This is a genomic window from Caulobacter sp. D5, from assembly GCF_003185805.1.
GTDB lineage: Bacteria > Pseudomonadota > Alphaproteobacteria > Caulobacterales > Caulobacteraceae > Caulobacter.
Genome location: NZ_QHJY01000172.1, coordinates 1 through 17,314 on the forward strand (window position 1 = coordinate 1; position 17,314 = coordinate 17,314).

At 66.7% G+C, this 17,314-nt stretch carries 17 protein-coding genes; 13 read left to right on the plus strand and 4 right to left on the minus strand.

Annotated elements, in window-relative coordinates; all coding sequences use genetic code 11:
* The 6 genes from DMC18_RS12550 to DMC18_RS12575 all read left to right on the plus strand — a co-directional run.
* On the plus strand, nucleotides 1-547 hold a 547-nt coding region (locus tag DMC18_RS12550; protein ID WP_233248141.1), incomplete at its 5' end, for a methyl-accepting chemotaxis protein.
* Nucleotides 548-886: 339 nt separating this feature from the next.
* Nucleotides 887-1,198, plus strand: a complete 312-nt coding sequence (locus DMC18_RS27205; RefSeq protein WP_110121208.1) for a HigA family addiction module antitoxin — start codon at nucleotides 887-889, stop codon at nucleotides 1,196-1,198.
* The gene (locus DMC18_RS12560) at nucleotides 1,195-1,698 is read left to right on the plus strand and encodes a DNA methyltransferase (protein WP_110121209.1); all 504 of its coding nucleotides are present in this window, start codon (nucleotides 1,195-1,197) and stop codon (nucleotides 1,696-1,698) included. The genes DMC18_RS27205 and DMC18_RS12560 overlap by 4 nt, the downstream gene beginning before the upstream one ends.
* A complete protein-coding gene (locus tag DMC18_RS25640) occupies nucleotides 1,665-2,663 on the plus strand; it encodes a hypothetical protein (RefSeq protein ID WP_146218061.1) in 999 nt (332 codons plus the stop codon). Before DMC18_RS12560 ends, DMC18_RS25640 begins: the two co-directional genes overlap by 34 nt.
* Before the next feature lie 4 nt (nucleotides 2,664-2,667).
* A complete protein-coding gene (locus tag DMC18_RS12570; RefSeq protein WP_110121211.1) occupies nucleotides 2,668-3,822 on the plus strand; it encodes a DEAD/DEAH box helicase in 1,155 nt (384 codons plus the stop codon).
* Nucleotides 3,819-4,595: a hypothetical protein gene (locus DMC18_RS12575; RefSeq protein ID WP_110121212.1), complete on the plus strand. Its 777-nt coding sequence runs from the start codon at nucleotides 3,819-3,821 to the stop codon at nucleotides 4,593-4,595. The genes DMC18_RS12570 and DMC18_RS12575 overlap by 4 nt, the downstream gene beginning before the upstream one ends.
* A 109-nt stretch (nucleotides 4,596-4,704) precedes the next feature.
* On the opposite strand, the gene DMC18_RS12580 is transcribed toward DMC18_RS12575, so the two are convergent.
* Nucleotides 4,705-5,769, minus strand: coding sequence for a LacI family DNA-binding transcriptional regulator (locus DMC18_RS12580; protein ID WP_110121213.1), 1,065 nt, complete (start codon nucleotides 5,767-5,769; stop codon nucleotides 4,705-4,707).
* A 229-nt stretch (nucleotides 5,770-5,998) separates the two neighbouring features.
* Here DMC18_RS12580 and DMC18_RS12585 point away from each other — a divergent pair, with 229 nt between their 5' ends.
* The 3 genes from DMC18_RS12585 to DMC18_RS12595 all read left to right on the plus strand — a co-directional run bounded on the left by DMC18_RS12585 (nucleotide 5,999) and on the right by DMC18_RS12595 (nucleotide 9,129).
* Entirely contained in the window at nucleotides 5,999-7,255 is a 1,257-nt protein-coding gene (locus DMC18_RS12585) for an MFS transporter (RefSeq protein WP_110121214.1), read from the plus strand.
* Between the two features lie 18 nt (nucleotides 7,256-7,273).
* Nucleotides 7,274-8,086: an RNA methyltransferase gene (locus DMC18_RS12590; protein ID WP_110121215.1), complete on the plus strand. Its 813-nt coding sequence runs from the start codon at nucleotides 7,274-7,276 to the stop codon at nucleotides 8,084-8,086.
* A 65-nt stretch (nucleotides 8,087-8,151) separates the two neighbouring features.
* Complete coding sequence (locus tag DMC18_RS12595) at nucleotides 8,152-9,129, plus strand: alpha/beta hydrolase (protein WP_110121216.1); 978 nt, start codon at nucleotides 8,152-8,154, stop codon at nucleotides 9,127-9,129.
* Nucleotides 9,130-9,265: 136 nt separating this feature from the next.
* On the opposite strand, the gene DMC18_RS12600 is transcribed toward DMC18_RS12595, so the two are convergent.
* Nucleotides 9,266-9,646 (minus strand): type II toxin-antitoxin system PemK/MazF family toxin, encoded by a 381-nt coding sequence (locus DMC18_RS12600; RefSeq protein ID WP_110121217.1) that lies wholly within the window; start codon nucleotides 9,644-9,646, stop codon nucleotides 9,266-9,268.
* Nucleotides 9,647-9,787: 141 nt separating this feature from the next.
* Nucleotides 9,788-11,908 (minus strand): lytic transglycosylase domain-containing protein, encoded by a 2,121-nt coding sequence (locus DMC18_RS12605; RefSeq protein WP_110132973.1) that lies wholly within the window; start codon nucleotides 11,906-11,908, stop codon nucleotides 9,788-9,790.
* A 254-nt stretch (nucleotides 11,909-12,162) separates the two neighbouring features.
* On the opposite strand from DMC18_RS12605, the gene dapA reads away from it, so the two are divergent.
* The 4 genes from dapA to DMC18_RS12625 all read left to right on the plus strand — a co-directional run bounded on the left by dapA (nucleotide 12,163) and on the right by DMC18_RS12625 (nucleotide 15,348).
* Entirely contained in the window at nucleotides 12,163-13,047 is an 885-nt protein-coding gene (gene dapA, locus DMC18_RS12610) for a 4-hydroxy-tetrahydrodipicolinate synthase (protein ID WP_110121218.1), read from the plus strand.
* Nucleotides 13,047-13,505 (plus strand): SsrA-binding protein SmpB, encoded by a 459-nt coding sequence (smpB, locus tag DMC18_RS12615; protein ID WP_058349779.1) that lies wholly within the window; start codon nucleotides 13,047-13,049, stop codon nucleotides 13,503-13,505. Before dapA ends, smpB begins: the two co-directional genes overlap by 1 nt.
* A 165-nt stretch (nucleotides 13,506-13,670) precedes the next feature.
* The gene (locus DMC18_RS12620; RefSeq protein WP_110121219.1) at nucleotides 13,671-14,831 is read left to right on the plus strand and encodes an acyltransferase; all 1,161 of its coding nucleotides are present in this window, start codon (nucleotides 13,671-13,673) and stop codon (nucleotides 14,829-14,831) included.
* A gap of 97 nt (nucleotides 14,832-14,928) precedes the next feature.
* Complete coding sequence (locus DMC18_RS12625) at nucleotides 14,929-15,348, plus strand: DUF2147 domain-containing protein (RefSeq protein WP_110121220.1); 420 nt, start codon at nucleotides 14,929-14,931, stop codon at nucleotides 15,346-15,348.
* Nucleotides 15,349-15,518: 170 nt separating this feature from the next.
* Here the strand turns inward: DMC18_RS12625 and DMC18_RS12630 are convergent.
* Nucleotides 15,519-17,314: aminopeptidase P family protein (locus DMC18_RS12630; protein ID WP_110132974.1), on the minus strand; the 1,796-nt coding region annotated here is incomplete at its 5' end.

Consider the following 17,314-nt stretch of genomic DNA (forward strand, 5'->3'; position numbering starts at 1 on the left):
CGACGAGATCGCCTTCCAGACCAACCTTCTGGCCCTGAACGCCGGCGTCGAAGCCGCCCGGGCCGGCGACGCGGGCAAGGGCTTCGCGGTCGTGGCCCAGGAAGTCCGCGCTCTCGCCCAACGCTCGGCCGACGCCGCCAAGGAGATCAAGAGCCTGATCTCCGACTCCAGCCGCCAGGTCGGCGAGGGCGTTGAACTGGTCCGCCAGACCGGCGACGCCCTGCGCGGCATCGTCGACAAGGTCGGCGCCATCGACAGCCTGGTCAACGAGATCGCCGCCTCGGCCAACGAACAGGCCACGGCCCTCAACGAGGTCAACAGCGCCGTCGGCCAACTCGACCAGGTCACCCAACGCAACACCGCCATGGCCCAGCGCTCCACCGACGCCACCCGGGCCCTGCGCGCCGAAGCGGCGGACCTGGCCAACCACGTCGGCGGCTTCCGCATCGGGTCACACGCCGCGCCGACGCAGCGCTATGCCGAGCCGGAACACCCGGTGCACGCGGCGAGGGCCAAGGTCGCCGCGTTCGCGCGACCGGGGCGGTGAGGGCGGTTCTAGGCTTCTGAGGTTTTGAGAGGGGCGCGGCCGTGGAGGCCGCGTTCTTCTCCGTTTCGCCGACGTGTCCGTTGCCGCCTCTTCTGAGATCCAGGGAGCTGCGGGTTCTGATGCTGGTCACGACGCGATGCCGAACGCTTCGCCCGCCTCTGAAGCAACCTTCCTTGGTGCCGCGAGCATTAGCTGTTTTGGAGCTGGTCATCAAAGGCGCCCAAGTGTGGAAGTGGTGCTCCTAGGCGAAATTCAGCTACGCCCAATGACGTTTGACGTCATGCGGACTCAGTCTAGAGGGATACAGAAAGCACATTTTAGGAATACGTGGTGGTCGATATGCGTAGGGTTGCTCACCCGGGGGTTGTGTTGCGCCGCCATCTGGGCCTAGCTGGCATGAACGCTTCAGCGCTTGCGCGGAAATTGAACGTACCTCCCAATCGCGTGACCAGCATCTTAAACGGGAAGCGTGCCATCACAGGTGATACGGCGCTACGGCTGGCCCACTTTTTTCAAACCGACCCGGAAGTATGGCTCCGGCTGCAAACGGAGTACGACCTTTACGTGGCGAGCAAACAGTACAGTCAGGAGATAAAGGCGCTTCCTACAATTGGCGCAGGCGAAGACGCTTCGCGAGGATGCACCGTATGACGCTGCAACCCAATGTAGTGACCGAAAAGCTCGAAAACGTGGCGGAAGATCCTACCGTCTACGAAACGGCTAAGGGAAAATTGATCAACAGCCGGATCGAGGATTTCCTCAAAAGCCGGGAGGGAAAGGCCTTGAGGGGTAAGGTTAACCTTATTGTCACCTCTCCGCCATTCCCGCTGCTTAGACAGAAAAAGTACGGAAACGAGACGGGAAAAGAGTACCTGAACTGGCTCAAATCGCTCGCTCCGAAGCTAGCCAAGCTGCTGACTGATGATGGTTCGATCGTCATCGAAATCGGCAACGCCTGGGAGCGCGGCGATCCTATCATGTCGACCCTACCGCTCGAGGCCTTGTTGGCCTTCCAGAAGGCAGCTGGCCTAGCCACTTCACGACGATCGAAATTTCTGATCTCCACCGCAACATTCAGAAGCGAACGGAAGAAAACATCCGAGCTTATCTCGGTTCCATGTATCGCAAAGACATACTGTCTGGTGAGCTGAAGCTCCTGTATGGCGGCGAGGAAGTTTTGCCGCCTGATGAAGCGCCCTTCGATACAGATTCCGCCGGCCAACCGATGAGGCTCGATCTCGACGGGCTGGAGGTTGGCGGTAAAACCATAACAGGGTGGGTGGGCGTTCTTCGCAAAGGTGGCCGCAAGTTCGGTGGATTTTCGCTGTTTCAGAATGGGCGGCAAATTCAGGGTTTCCCCAATGCGTGGAAACCGCGCTCGATTTTTGGCGGCGTTGATGACGAAGGCGCTAATAACCTCGTTGCCCAGCGGCTCACGGGTGTCCTCAATTTGGATGGCTTTGAGGTGTCGCACACCAAGGACGCCATTCTCTTTCAGGGAGATGAGGAAGAGGAACTCGAAACCAAGTTGGCGAAGATTACGAGCGACTATCGCGCTTATGCGACCCAACGGCGGGGAGATAAGACGCAACTTTGGACGCGGGAGAAAATTCGCGATCTGGTGCAAAATATAAGTAAAGAATTCGCGACTTCGGAGATGGGTGATGCGGTCAGTAATACCGTTCTTCCGCCGTTATCCGCAATTATTGCTAACAATGAACGTCAAGCATCTAGTCTAACTGAAGACGACTTTCTGGCTGAGTTTAGGGTTGCAAATCAAATAAATATTAAGGTTGCTTTGCAGGAGCGCTCGGAGAACGACTATTATGTTACCATTGTTGCTGCGGCGGAGCCGGATACGATAGACATCATCATCAACCGCCTCCACCCCTATTATGAGTCACTCGAAACGACGGAGGCGATCGATGAGTGCATTCGGCAATTCGTCTTTGACGCGATTTCCGAATACAAAGTTCATAAACAACAGGCGACGGTGAACCCCAACAGTGCGCGGCGGGCCAAGGATACCTTGCTACGGGTCCAGGAACTTCGTATCACAAATGCTGCTGGTGCCTTAGAGCGTGAAGATCTAAAGACGACTGTCGCAGGCGGTTAGTTAAATGGCGATCTCGGGCCTCCGGCGCTGGCAAACGGAAGCTATTGAAGCGTGGCAAGGCCATGGCCATCGGGGGATCGTTGGGGCTGTCACGGGGGGCGGCAAGACTGTATTTGCGCTAGCTTGTGTTCGCGAAACTCGCCCTGAGACCACACTGATCGTTGTGCCTACAGTCGCGCTGCTAGATCAATGGTGGGAAGAAGCAACGAGCTTTTTCAGTCTCCGATTGGACGATGTTAACCTGATCACCGGCCGGGGCAAGCTGGTTCGGGGCACGATCAACATTGGCGTACTGAACACGGTCTCGAAGTTGGAGGCCAAATGGGCTGCCGAACAAACCATGCTTATCGTCGATGAGTGCCATAAGGCCGCCAGTGACAAGTTCAGCGCCGTGCTGGATTTGCCTGCCGAGAAGCGGCTTGGATTGTCGGCCACGCCTTACCGTCCTTACGATGATGGGCTGCGCGAGCGGCTGATCCCCGCACTGGGCGATGTGATTTACCAATACACCTATGCGGATGCTCTACGCGACGAGGTTATCGTTCCGTTTTCTCTTCGGAATGTGGTCTTCGATCTAGAAGAAGAGCGGGCCACGTCTTACGCGAAGATGACGCGCATGATTGCGCGTACAATTTCCGAGAACGGCTCGGACTCACCGGAGGCTGTAAGCCTCTATCTGAGGCGCGCGCGCATCCTCAATCTCAGTCCTGCTCGGGTGGAAATCACGCTACGGCTCGTCGCGGCGCATCGCGGCGAAAGGATCTTGGTCTTCCATGAAGATGTTGAAGCTTGTGCCGTCATCCACGAAGTTCTCATGGCCTCGGGTGTAAGGGCTGGCCTCTATCATTCTGGGTTGCCGGCCCGCATGCGGGCTGAAACGCTCTTGGATTTTCGTCGGGGTCGGTCGGGTGTGCTGGTGACGTGCCGCGCTCTCGACGAGGGCTTCAACGTTCCCGAAGCGCAAATTGGAATCATCGCGGCCAGCACGGCGACGCGACGCCAACGCATTCAGCGTTTGGGACGAGTACTTCGACCGGCTGCGGGAAAAGGGGGGGCGACCATCTACACGCTTGTCGCGACAAGCCCGGAAATTGAAAGGCTGAAGGCTGAGGAGGTTGAGATGGAAGGCGTAGCTGATGTCTCGTGGAGCCACGCATGAGAAAGATGATGGTCGCGCCATGTCAGCCTGACCACATCTTTACGATGTGCGATCCCGATGCCCCAAGCGAAACCGAGTTCGAGGGGATTACGCTTCGCGCTTTTGGTTGCATCTACCCTCAGTACCAATGCGTCGTGTTTGGCGGCCGCTTCCTCTACGATGGGGAGGTTCGAAAGCCTGATCTCGCGATGGTTGCGCGCGATCGATCGCACTGGTTTGTGGTTGAGGTGGAGCTCATCTCGCACTCGCTAGAAGGCCATGTCCTTCCGCAAGTTCGGGCCTTCCGTTACGGCGAACCGCACACTGACTGCGCGATGATCTTGTCCCGTGAGCTTGGGATCGATCTTGGCGAAGCGCAAACGCTGGTCAGCCGCGTACCACGTGCTGTGCTTGTGGTTGCAAATCGCCTCCGAACCGATTGGGAACATGCGGTTCGCGCGCATCAAGGCCAGCTTCTGGTCGTGACGCGTTTTGAGGGGGCGACCGGACGCGAGGCTTTCGAGGTGGCAGGTTCGCTTGCTGCCATAAAGGAAAGCCTAGGTTTCGGGACCTACTCGGCCCAGGATGGGATGATCAGGTTTAAGGCCGCGATTAATCTGCCCGATGGCCATATCCAGATGGAAATTTCTGGTGGCGGTGCGAGCCTTTGGAAAGTGATCCGCGATGAGCGTTTTGCGTGGGTTGTGAAGGACACTGGAAGGCTGGATCTCCCCGACGGCGCGCATATTCAGCTGATTAGGGCTATCGACGGTAGGATTACGCTTCGGGTTTAAGCGACCCCAAGCCTCAAAGACGGTGCCTGGTGCGGCTCCTGGAGCGAACGGTCGGCTTCAGACCCTTCGCCAAAGTCCAGCATTGGCGCTATATGGGTAGTTGTTCCCCTCACCCCACCGGCGGCGGCGCGGTAGACGCCCGGTGGATCAGTTCGAACGGTAGCAGTTCGTCGATCGGGGCCGCCATCGCCCCCGCCGCGCCGCCCTTCACCTGGCCCTTGATCAGCAGGCGTGTGGCCAGTTCGGCCATTTCGGCGACGGGTTGGCGGACGGTGGTCAGTTGGGGGCGGGAGAAGCGGGCGCTGGGGCTGTCGTCGAAGCCGGCGACGGAGACTTCGCCGGGGACGAGGACGCCGGCCTCGGCGGCGGCGGCCAGGACGCCCAGGGCCATGTCGTCGTTGGAGGCGAAGATCGCCGTCGGGCGGTCGGGCAGGGCCAGGAGGGCCTTGGCGGCGTCGTGGCCCGACTGGAAGGTGAAGTCGCCCTGCTTGACCCAGGCCGCGTCGACGGAGAGGCCGCGGGCCTCCATGGCGGCCATGTAGCCGGCCCGGCGGGCCTGGCTGGCGCCGTGGCGCGGCTCGCCGACCACGAAGCCGATGCGCTTGTGGCCAAGGCCGGCCAGGTGCTCGGTGACGTCGCGGGCGGCGGCGAAGTTGTCCATGTGCACGCGCGGGCCGGGACCCTCGGTCTCCTCCGGGCCGAGGCGGACGTAAGGGGTGCCGGACTTGTTGAGGAGCTCCAGCACGATCTCGTTGTCGGAGCTGGGCGGGGTGAGGATCACGCCGTCGGGCTTGAGGGCGGCCAGCAGGGCGCCGACCTCCTGGCGGATCTGCGGGGCCTCGTGGTCGATCAGCTCGACCAGCAGGTGGTAGCCGGCGTCGCGGCACTGGAGCGTGGCGCCCAGCTGGATGCGCGAGAGGTAGTCGGCGCCGCGCTCGCTGCGCCAGTGGTCGATGGTCAGGGCCGCGTCGACGAAGACGGCGATGACGAAGCTCTTGGAGCCGGCCAGGCTGCGGGCCGAGAGGTTGGGGCTGTAGCCCAGGGCCTGGGCGGCCTCGAGCACCTTTTCGCGCATCACCGGCCGCACGTTGGGCTCGTTGTTCATGACCCGCGAGACGGTCTTGATCGAAACCTCGGCGCGCGCCGCCACGTCGTAGATGGTCACCGACGCCATCGGTTTGCCGCTTCCCCGCTAAGCACGACTGAACTGTCGTTTGGTCGGGCCGCTTGGACTCAACCGTTCTGACCAGCCTAGAACATTTGGCGTACCGAACGCGACCCCGGAGCGTGCGAAAAAACTGAGGCAGGGGCGCCGGCGCCTCTTGCCGGGCCGCAACGGCGCGGCGAAGGTCGCCGGGCAGGCGAACGCGGCGGCAAGACCGCGTCGGTCACAGGGAGCAGTCATGTCGCATCGCGGCGCAAGCCGGCCGGTCGAACCGGTCCGGCCGAGTTTCATCGCCGCCTTCACCTTCGCCCAGATGGGCGCCTTCGTCAGCTTCATGCCGCTGATCCAGGTGCTGCTGCCGCTGAAGGCGGCCGCGCTCGATCCGGCCCAGAAGGCGCTGGTGCTGAGCCAGACGGCGTTCTGGGGCGCGCTGATCGCCAGCGTCGCCAACCTGCTGGCCGGGGCGATCAGCGATCGGACGACCTCGCGCTTCGGCCGTCGGCGGCCGTGGCTGCTGATCGGCCTGGTGGGCACCCTGGCCTCGTACGTGGCGATCATGCTGGCCGACAGCCGGCTGGAGCTGATCCTCGGCGTCATCGGCTTCCAGCTGGCCTTCAACATGATGTTCGCGGCGCTGCTGGCGCTGCTGCCCGACCGGGTGCCCGACGCCCAGAAGGGCAGGGTGGCGGCGTTCCTGAGCCTGGGACATCCGATCGGCGCGGTGGCGGGGGCGGTGCTGGTCGGCGGCCTGCTGACCTCCGAAGGTTCGCGCTACCTGGCGATCGGCGTCGTGCTGGCCCTGGCCATCGCGCCTTTCGCCCTGCGCCTGAAGGACACACCGATCATGGCCGACGACGCCGAGCGCTTCAGCCTGGTCGGCTTTCTGAAAGGGCTGTGGGTCGATCCGCGCAAGCATCCCGACTTCGCCCTGGCCTGGGTGAGCCGGTTCATGGTGCTGGTCGCGATCACCCTGACCCAATGCTACATGCTCTACTACCTGCAGGACGCGCTGCGGTATCCGACCTTGTTCCCGGGCCAGAGGGCCGAGCAGGGGCTGGCCCTGCTGACCACCGTGGCGACCGTCGCCAATGTCTGCTGCGCGATGATCTTCGGCATGCTGAGCGACCGGCTGGGACGGCGCAAGCTGTTCGCGGCCGGGGCGGCGATGATCCTTGCGACGGCGATGCTGACCTTCTCGCTGGTGCCGGGCTGGCCGGTGGTGCTGACGGGGTTCGTGGTCTTCGGCTGCGGGGCGGGCTGCTACTACGCCGTCGACATCGCCCTGGTCAGCCAGGTGCTGCCCTCGCAGGCCGATGCGGGGAAGGACCTGGGGGTGATCAACCTGGCCAACACGCTGCCCCAGGCCTTGGCCCCGGTGCTGGCGGTGTGGTTCCTCGGGCCCAGCCGCACGGACTATCATTCGCTGTTCCTGGTGGCCGCGTGCCTCGCGGCGGCTGGCGGTCTGGCGATCCTTCCGATACGGGGCGTGCGGTAGTCTTTCCTCGGATCCGCCGTGCCGCAGTTCGTCTCCATCGCCGACCCCGCCGACCCGCGCCTGGCCGCCTATCGCGACATCCGCGAGCGCGACCTGGTGGGCCGGGAAGGGCGGTTCATCGCCGAGGGCGAGACGGTGCTGCGGGCCTTCGTGCGCGACGCTCCCCAGCGGGTGGAGTCGCTGCTGATCGACCCCAAGCGCCGCGACAAGCTCTCCGAGGTGTTCGACGGCCTGGAGGCGGAGACGCCCGTCTATCTGGTCGAGCAGGCGGTGCTGGACGCCGTGGCCGGCTTCCACCTGCATCGCGGCGTGCTGGCGGTGGGGCGAAAGCCGCAGGCGACGCGGGCCGCCGACCTGCTGGCGCGCCTGCCGGAGCGGGCGGTGGTGGTGGCGCTGTTCGGCATCGCCAACCACGACAATCTGGGCGGCATCTTCCGCAACGCCGCCGCCTTCGGGGCCGACGCGGTGCTGCTGGACGCCGACTGCTGCGACCCCTTCTACCGCAAGGCCATCCGCGTCTCCGTGGGGGCGACGCTGAGCGTGCCGACGGGCTACATCGGCAAGGGCGAGGACGCCGTGGACCTGCTGGCCGGGGCCGGCTTCACGCCGCTGGCCCTGACGCCGTCGGCGGGGCGGACGCTGGCGCAGCTGGAGCCGCCGGCCCGGGCGGCCGTGCTGCTGGGAACGGAGGGGCCAGGCTTGTCGGCGAGCGTCATCGCCTGGGCCGAGGGGATCGGCATCCCCATGGCCAATGGCTTCGACTCGCTGAACGTGGCCACCACCAGCGGGATCGTACTGCATCACCTGAGGTTCGGCGGCGCTCGCCGCTGATCTTGTCCACCGGTTACCGAGGGCCTTAAGGTCCGCGCCAACTTGTAAAGCTTGGAGGGAACGTCATGCCGCAACTGAACCGCCGGGGCGCCTTCGCCCTGCTGGCCGGGATCACCGCCCTGTCGACCGCGAGCATGGCCAGCGCGGCCCGCAAGCCGGCCGTTCCCGAGCCGAGCGAGGTGCGGCCGCTGTGGCCCAGCGATCCGCCCGGCTCGCAGGGCGTGACCGCCCAGGAGACGGTGACCGAGCGCAGCGACGGCAAGGGTCCGCGCGACCGGGCCGTGACCCACACCCGCACGCCGACGCTCAGCCTGTTCCGGCCGCGCAAGCCCAACGGCGCGGCGGTGATCCTGATGCCCGGCGGCGGCTACGAGCGCGTCGTCATGGACAAGGAAGGCTTCGAGACCGCCCAGTGGCTGGCCGATCGCGGCTACACCTGCTTCGTGCTGCTCTACCGCCTGCCGGGCGACGGCTGGGGCGCGGGGCCGGACGCGCCGCTGCAGGACGCCCAGCGGGCCCTGCGCCTGGTGCGCTCGTGGGCGCCGGGGCTGAAGTTCCAGCCGAACCGCATCGCCATCATGGGCTTTTCGGCCGGCGGCCACGTGGCGGCCAGCCTGACGACCCGCTTCGAGGCCGAGGTCTATGACCGCGTCGACGCCGCCGACGACCTGTCGGCCCGCCCGGACCTGTCGGCCCTGATCTATCCGGTGATTACCATGACCGCCGGCCTGACCCACGCCGGCTCGCGCAAGCAGCTCCTGGGCGCGGCCCCGCCGTTCGAGACGGTGCAGGCCTATTCGCCCGAGGCCGGGGTGGGCGGGCGCACGCCGCCGGTGTTCCTGGTCCACGCCGCCGACGACAAGGCCGTGCCGGTCGAGAACAGCCTGATGATGTTCGCCGCCCTGAAGGCCAAGGCCATCCCGGCCGAACTGCACGTCTTCGAGGAAGGCGGCCACGGCTTCGGGCTGCGCTCGATCGCCGGCAAGCCGGTGGCGGCCTGGCCGGGGCTGTTCGAGACCTACGCGAAGAAGAAGGGGATTTGAGGGGGCGGTCAAAAATGACAAAGGGCCGGTTTCCCGGCCCCATTCGCGGAAGCGGCGGGACTTGTCATCGTCTGTCGCCGCACCGGCTGCCTTTTGAGGGGCAGGCTCACAAGTCCCTTACGGGAACCGTTGTAATTTAAGGTACGCCAAGGGCGATTGCAACGCCTGAGCGGATCGCCGTCAAATCCGTCGCAGGCAACATCGGCACCAGATACTTGCCGCGTCCCGCCTTGCAACGGTCGAGGCGGGCAAGGGAAACCGTGGCCACCATGTCGCATTTGGCCCAGCAGGCGACGCCCCGCGCGTTAGGCATCGGGCTTTTGCCCAGAAGATGGTGGTAGGGCTCCAGCGGCGTTGGCTCGGTCGTCGATAGCGGCACAACCGTAACCAGCTGACGGTTACGCCGATTACGGGCCAGGATGACGACGGGGCGTCGCTTCACCATCTCAGGTGCGACATATCCCTGGAAATCGCACATCACGACCTCGCCGGGTCGCGGCTGATAGAGCAGAGCCATAGGGCTCATTACGCGCGATTGTCTCTAGCGATTTCAACTTTTAATTGTTTTTCGATCGTCCTGCCGAAGGTGAAGCCTCTCATCCTCCCACCGCTTCGCGGCGGGCCCCTCCCTCTCTCTCAGAGAGAGGGTTTGGGAAGGCTACCGCCCCCCGATCGGATCCATCGTCCCGGCGCCAGGCACGTAGCTGTAGCCGCCGCGCTTGAGGTCGGTCGACAGGGTCAGGGGGGCGACGCCGCCGCCCAGGCGGGCGCGGTAGACCATGGTGGTCTCCAGGGTGCGCATCACGTAGTTGCGGGTCTCGCTGAACGGGATGCACTCGATGAAGTCGAGCGGGTCGGTGCTGGCGCCGCGCGGGTCGCCGCACAGGGCCACCCATTGCGGCGGACGGCCGGGGCCGGCGTTGTAGGCCGCCGCGGCCATGATGTAGGAGCCGCTGAAGCGGTTGATCATGTCGCCCAGGTAAACCGAGCCCAGGCGCATGTTGTAGTCGGGCTCGAACAGGCGATCGACGGTGTGGCTTTCGCCCAGCTTGCGGGCGACGCCGGCGGCGGTGGGCGGCATCAGCTGCATCATGCCGCGCGCGCCGACGCCCGAGCGGGCGCGGGGGTCGAAATTGCTCTCCTGGCGCGAGATCGAATAGACGAAGGCGGTCTCGGCCGCGCCGGGGATCGGCGTGAAGTGGTGGTCGAGCAGGGGATAGCCGCGCTCGGGCAGGATGAAGCCGCGCTGGGCGGCGGTGCGGACCGCGCGCATGGCCAGGTCCTGGTCGCCGGTGTTGCGGGCGAAGTCGACCAGCAGGGCCTCCTCGGCCGCGGTCGGCAGCTGGTCGTCGATATAGAGCACCAGGGCGCGGAAGGCGTCGTTGGCCCCGACGTCGCGCAGCAGCTTGGCGGCGCGCACCAGTTCGCGGCTTTCGAAGCGGGCGCGGTCGGCCTCCGTGATCACCGGGTCCTTGTCGAGCCGGATCTCCTTGATGCCGGCCTTCTCGGCGGCCAGCTGGCCGTAGAAGGTGGTGATGTACTTGGCGCCGTCGCCGTAGAAGGCCTGGGCGGCGATGACGTCGCCCTGCGCCTCGGCCGCGCGGCCCTGCCAGTAGAGGGCGCGGCCGCGGGTGATCGGCGATGCGCCGATCTCGGCGATACGGCCGAAGTGGTCGGCGGCGGCGTCGGCGTCCTTGAGGCGCGAGAGGGCGATCCAGCCGGCGAAGAACTCGGCCTCGGCCGCATCGGCGCCGCCGGGCAGGCCGGCGTTGGCGGCGGCGTAGGCCCCGCGGCTGTCGCCGTTCTTGATCGCCGACATCACCAGCTGCTTGCGCTCGCGCCAGATGGCGCCGGCGACGTCGTCGGACGGCGGCGGGGCGGGGAAGTAGCGCACCAGCTCCAGCGCCATCACGTCCATGCCCTTGCGGCGCAGGGCCGAGGCGCGCTCGAAGGCCACGCCCGGCGACAGCTGCTGGGCCGGGGGGAGGGCGGCCACCAGGTCGTTGGCGTTGCTCGCGCCCGAGCGCAGGGCGATGCGGGCCAGGGCCGCGGCCTGCTGGTCGGTCGGCAGCAGGGCGATCATGTCGCGCGCGGCCGGGCCCTGCTGGCCGTAGAGCAGGACGTCGGCGCGGCGGGCGTGGTCGTCGGCGGTGAGCACCGCGCCGAACCGCGCCAGCATGGCTCGCTGGGCGTCGACCTCGAAGCTCTTGCCGCGCCAGAACCGGCGGATGAGGTTGGTCGCGTCCTGGGCGCGGCCGCTGGCCTGGTAGGCCGCCGCCAGGGCCATGGCGCCCTCGGGCGTCTGCGGCTCGGACCCGCCGAACCAGGCGATGGTCTGGGCGGGCGTCAGGCCGGAGGTCGAGAGGGCCTTCTCGGCCGGCAGGTCGCGGCGCGAGGCGCGGGGCCAGCCGACGAGGTCGCGGCGGGCCTGGTCCAGCTCGAAGAAGCTCATGCTCTCGGCGCCGACGTCGGCCAGGGCCCAGAGGGCGATCTTGCGGGCCAGCGGGTCGGAGATGCCGGTCATGGCCGCGCGCACGGTCGCGGCCGAACGCTGGCCCATGACGGCGGCGCGCAGATTGGCCGCGTCGCTGTCGGACAGGCTGGAATTGTTGGCGGTGTAGGGCGTGCTGATCAGGCCGGGACGGGCCGAGCCGGTATAGGGCTGGGGCGTGGTCGGCAGGCCCTCTTCGTCGGTCTGGCCCGTTTGGGCGTCGGCGACGCCCGAGATCAGGACCAGGCTGGCGCAACCGAGGAGAAGCCGACGAATCCCAAAAGCCAAAACGCGGTCTCCTTCACGAGCGGGCCCTGGGCCCCTATCTTGTCTACGACGGCTTCGAGGGCCGATTTGGGGCCGGAACCGAGACGATGCACGCTCTATAGCCCGGTTCGCCGCCGGATCGACCCGTCCAGGCGGGCGTAACCCTCGAAAAGGTCAGCTCGGCCAGTTGCGGTCGGGCGGCGCCCGGACATATTGTCCGCCCCCACGTTTCAGCCGCAACTCTCGCGGCGTCTGCTCACGGCAAATTGCAAGTCATGGTCCATTCCCCGTTCAAGGGCGTCATCCCGGCCCTGGTCACCCCGTTCCAGAACGGCGAGGTCGACGAGAAAGGCTTCGTCGCGCTGGTCGAGCGCCAGATCGCCGGCGGCGTGCACGGCCTGGTGCCGGTCGGCACCACGGGCGAGACCTCGACCCTGTCGCACGACGAGCACAAGCGCGTCGTCGAACTGTGCGTGAAGACCGCCCGCGGCCGCGTGCCGGTGATGGCCGGCGCCGGCAGCAACTCGACCGACGAGGCCATCGACCTGGTGCGTCACGCCAAGACGGTCGGCGCCGACGCCGCCCTGGTCGTTACCCCGTACTACAATCGCCCGAGCCAAGAGGGCATGTACCAGCACTACAAGGCGATCAACGACGCCGTGGAGCTGCCGGTGTTCGTCTACAACGTGCCGGGCCGCACGGGCGTCGACATCTCCAACGACACCCTGGTGCGCCTGTCGAAGCTGCCCAACATCGTCGGCATCAAGGACGCCACCGGCGACCTGACCCGCATCAGCCTGCAGCGCATCACCTGCGGCGAGGACTGGGTGCTGCTGACCGGCGATGATCCGACCGCGCTGGGCTACATGGCCCATGGCGGCCACGGCGTGATCTCGGTGACCTCGAACGTCGCCCCGGACGCCTGCGCCACCTTCATGAACGCCTGCTTCAACGACGATTGGGAGACGGCCCGCTACTGGCAGGACCGCCTGATCAAGCTGCACAAGGCGCTGTTCCTCGACTCATCGCCGGGCCCGACCAAGTTCGCCCTGGCGCAGCTGGGCCTGTCCACGGAAGACGTGCGCCTGCCGATCACGCCGTGCAGCGAAGCCGTGCGTCCCGCGATCCTGGAAGCGATGCGCGAGGCGGGTCTGGTCTGATGACCAAGCCGATCGCCGAGAACCGGCGCGCCCGGTACGACTACTTCATCGAGGAAACCTTCGAGGCCGGCATCATGCTGACCGGCACCGAGGTCAAGTCGCTGCGCGTCGGCCGGGCCAACATCGCCGAGTCCTATGCGTCGGTCGAAGGGCGCGAGATCAAGCTGATCAACGCCGACATTCCGCCCTACGGCCACGCCAACCGCTTCAACCACGAGCCGCGCCGGCACCGGAAGCTGCTGCTGCACCGCAAGCAGATCGAGAAGCTGATCGGCGCGGTGCAGCGCGACGGCCGCACCCTGATCCCGCTCAAGCTCTATTGGAACGAGAAGGGCCTGGCCAAGCTGGAGATCGGCCTGGCCAAGGGCAAGAAGAACCACGACAAGCGCGAGACCGAAGCCGCCCGGGACTGGGCGCGCGACAAGGCGCGGCTGATGAAGGGCGACCGGGGGGATTGAGGTCGGCGCAGACCCCCTCCGGCCCTCCGGGCCACCTCCCCCAGAGGGGGAGGATCCCGGCGTCTAGATGCTCCCCCTCTGGGGGAGCTGTCGCGTAGCGACTGAGGGGGCCTTTCTCTCCTTCTGGCCCCAACCTTGCTCCTTCCTCCGCGAAGGAGTCCGCCCATGTCCGATATTGGTGCAAAACCGGCCAAGGCCGCGCGTCCGCTGTCCCGTGGCGGGCCGCTGGATGCGCTGCGGTTCTTCGCGGCCTTCTTCATCGTGGTCTATCACTACGCCGAGCAGGCGCCGGTTTCGCTGTTCTCGATCCATCCGGCGTTCGGGCGCGGTTATCTGGCCACCGACTTCTTCCTGATGCTGTCGGGCTATGTGCTGGGCCGGGCCTATGGGCCGCGGTTCACCGCCGGCCAGGTCGACGACCGCGCCTTCCTGCTCAAGCGCGTGGCCCGGGTGTGGCCGGCGCACCTGGTGATGATCGCCGCCTTCGTGGCCCTGGTGCTGGCCACCTCGTTCCTCGGCCTGCCGGCCCGCAATCCGCAATGGTACCAGTGGGACCAGCTGCCGGCGCAGATCTTCCTCATCCAGACCTGGGGCTTCCAGGGGCCGTCGGGCTGGAACATGCCGACCTGGACGTTGTCGGCGCTGCTGGTCTGCTACGCCCTGTTCCCGACCATCTGGCGGGTGTTCGGCAAGATCCGCTCGCCGTGGCTGGCCCTGGCGATCGGCCTGGCGATCTTCGTGGCGGTGGACGCCTTCGCCCGCGCCGCCTTCGGCCTGCCGTCGTTCCATCTGCACCTGCGCAACGGCCTCTATCGCGCCATTCCGCTGTTCCTGATGGGCGTGCTGATCGCCCGCCTGGCCCGCGAGGTGGTGATCGGCCCGAAGCTGGCCGACGCCCTGGCGGCCTTCGCCATCGTCGGCTTCGTGGCGCTGAACGTGGTCGGCGAATACGCCTATCCGAGCCTGGCTCTGCTGGGCCTGCTGATCTTCGCCGCCAGCGGCTCGGCCCAGAACGGCTGGACCTGGGCCAAGACCGGCGGGCGCCTGTCGTTCTCGCTGTACCTGACCAACCAGTTCGTGGGCGTGGTGTGGTTCGCCCTGCAACGCGTCCTCGACCAGAAGGTCGAGCTGCACCAGGCCGCCCACTGGGTGATCTGGGCCATGGCCTTCCCGGCCGCGATCGCCTTCGCCTGGGTGTTCGAGCGCCTGGTCGACGCGCCGCTGCAGGACTGGCTGAAGCCGCGCCTGGAGCGGTTCACCGCCGGCTGGAGCAGGAAGGCCGAGCGGAACCCCAGCGCTCAAACGATGGTTACGACCCTACCTTGAAAACAAGGCCCTGAAATCGCCTTGCCCCTAACGGCGAGATGGGCGACGAGGGATAAACGCGCGTTCTAAACACGCGCTGTAGGGAGTCGAAACCAGAATGCTAAGGACCGCCATCCTCGCCGCCGTCGCCAGCGCCGCCTTCGTCGCGCCGGCCATGGCCGCCGACATCACCGGCCTCTGGCTGACCGAGACCAACGGCGGCCAGGTCGAGGTCAGCCGCTGCGGCAACAGCCTGTGCGGCAAGCTGGTGACCTCCGACCACATCAAGACCGACCCGTCCAAGAAGGACGTCAAGAACAAGGACGCCTCGCTGCGCACGCGCCCGCTGAAGGGCATGCAGATGCTGTGGGGCTTCAGCGGCGGTCCCGAGAAGTGGACGGGCGGCAAGGTCTACAACGCCGACGACGGCGGCACCTATTCGGGCACCATCACCATGACCTCGCCCGACAAGCTCAAACTGAAGGGCTGCATCGTCGCGCCGCTGTGCAAGACGCAGACCTGGACGCGGTTGAAGTAGAACTCTCCTTCTCCCCTTGCGGGAGAAGGTGTCAGCGAAGCTGACGGATGAGGGGTCTCTCAGACGCAAAACGCCGCGACAGCTGACCAGCCGTCGCGGCGTTTCTGTAGGTGCGACCCCTCACCCGACCCCACTCCGTGGGGCCACCCTCTCCCGCAAGGGGAGAGGGGTCAGATGGGCTTACACACCTCTTCCAGCCAGGCCCGAACCTCCGGCTCCAGCCGCGGGCCGATCTCGCGCAGCACCCGGGCGTGATAGGCGTCGAACTGGGCGGTTTCCTCGGCCGTCAGCAGGGCCTTGTCGACCAGGCGGCGGTCGATGGGGGCGAGAGTCAGGGCCTCGAAGCGGTGCATCGGGCGGTCGCCGCCGCCGACGGTCTCGGCGGGCATGACGACTTCCAGGTTCTCGATGCGGATGCCGTATTCGCCGTCCTTGTAGTAGCCGGGCTCGTTGGAGACGATCATGCCGGGCTGCAGGGGAACCGTGTTGGGGGCCTTGCTGATCCGCTGCGGACCTTCGTGCACGCCCAGATAGACGCCGACGCCGTGGCCGGTGCCGTGGTCGTAGTCCAGCCCGTGAGCCCAAAGGGCCATGCGGGCCAGGGCGTCGATGGCCGAGCCGGTGGTGCCGGTCGGGAAACGCAGGCGGGCGATGGCCAGGTGGCCCTTCAGCACCAGCGTGTTGCGCTGGACCATCTCGGCCGTGGGCTCGCCGATGGCCACGGTGCGGGTGACGTCGGTGGTGCCGTCCAGGTACTGGCCGCCGCTGTCGACCAGCAGTAGCGAGCCCAGGGCGGCGCGTTCGTTGCTGCGCTCGGTCGGGCGATAGTGGGGCAGGGCGCCGTGGCCGTTGGCCGCGCCGATGGTGTCGAACGACAGGTCCTTCAGCACGCCGGTGGCCTCGCGGAAGCTTTCCAGCTTGGCGACGGCCTCCTTCTCGTCCGGCGGGCTGACCTGGCCCTCGGTGGCCAGCCAATGCAGGAAGCGGGTCAAAGCGGCGCCGTCGCGGCGGTGAGCTTCGCGCGTGCCCTCCAGCTCGACGCCGTTCTTGCAGGCGCGGGGCAGGGTGCAGGGATCCATGCCCCGCACGACCTTGGCGCCGGCGGTGGTCAGGGTGTCGAAGTACCAGGCCGAGGACTGGGCCGGATCGACCAGCACCGACTTGCCGGAGAGGTCGGCCAGGGCGCCTTCCAGGGCCTCGGGGGCCTCCAGCGACACCTCGTTGCCGAGCCAGGCGGGCAGGTCGTCGGTCACCTTGGCCGGGTCGAGGAACAGACGGGCAGAGCCGTCGGCGCGCAGCACGGCCTGGGCCAGGGGCAGGGGCGTGCGGATGACGTCGCCGCCGCGGATGTTGAACAGCCAGGCGATCGAGGCCGGAGCGGTGATGACCGCGGCGTCAGCCCCCAGGCCGGCGCCGACGCGGGCGCGCTTGGCCGAGCTTTCCTCGCCGGCGTATTGCGTCGGGTGAGGCACGACCGGAGCCTGCGGCTGGGCCGGGCGCTGCTGGCCCCACGCCTCGTCGAGCGGGTTGGCGGCGACAGGCTTCAGCGTGGCGCCGGCGCGGGCGGCGGCGGCCTTCAGGGCCTCCAGAGCGGCGGGGCTGTGCAGGCGGGCGTCGTAGCCGATGACGGCGCCCGACCTGGCGGTTTCCAGATAGGCCGGGACGCCGCCCTCGACGAGGTCGCGGATCTCGAACACGCCCTGGTCGACCTGTTCGCGGACCTGAAGCGTATAGCGGCCGTCGACGAATACGGCGGCGCGATCGCTCATGATGACGCCGGCCCCGGCCGAGCCGGTGAAGCCGCTGGCCCAGGCCAGGCGGTCGTTGGCGGCGGGCAGGTACTCGTTCTGGTGCTCGTCCTCGTGGGGCACGAGGAAACCGTCCAGACCCTGGCGGGCCATGGCCTCGCGGATCAGCGGAACGTGGCGCGGGCCAAAGCCCGGATCGGTGGATTCATCGAAGGTCT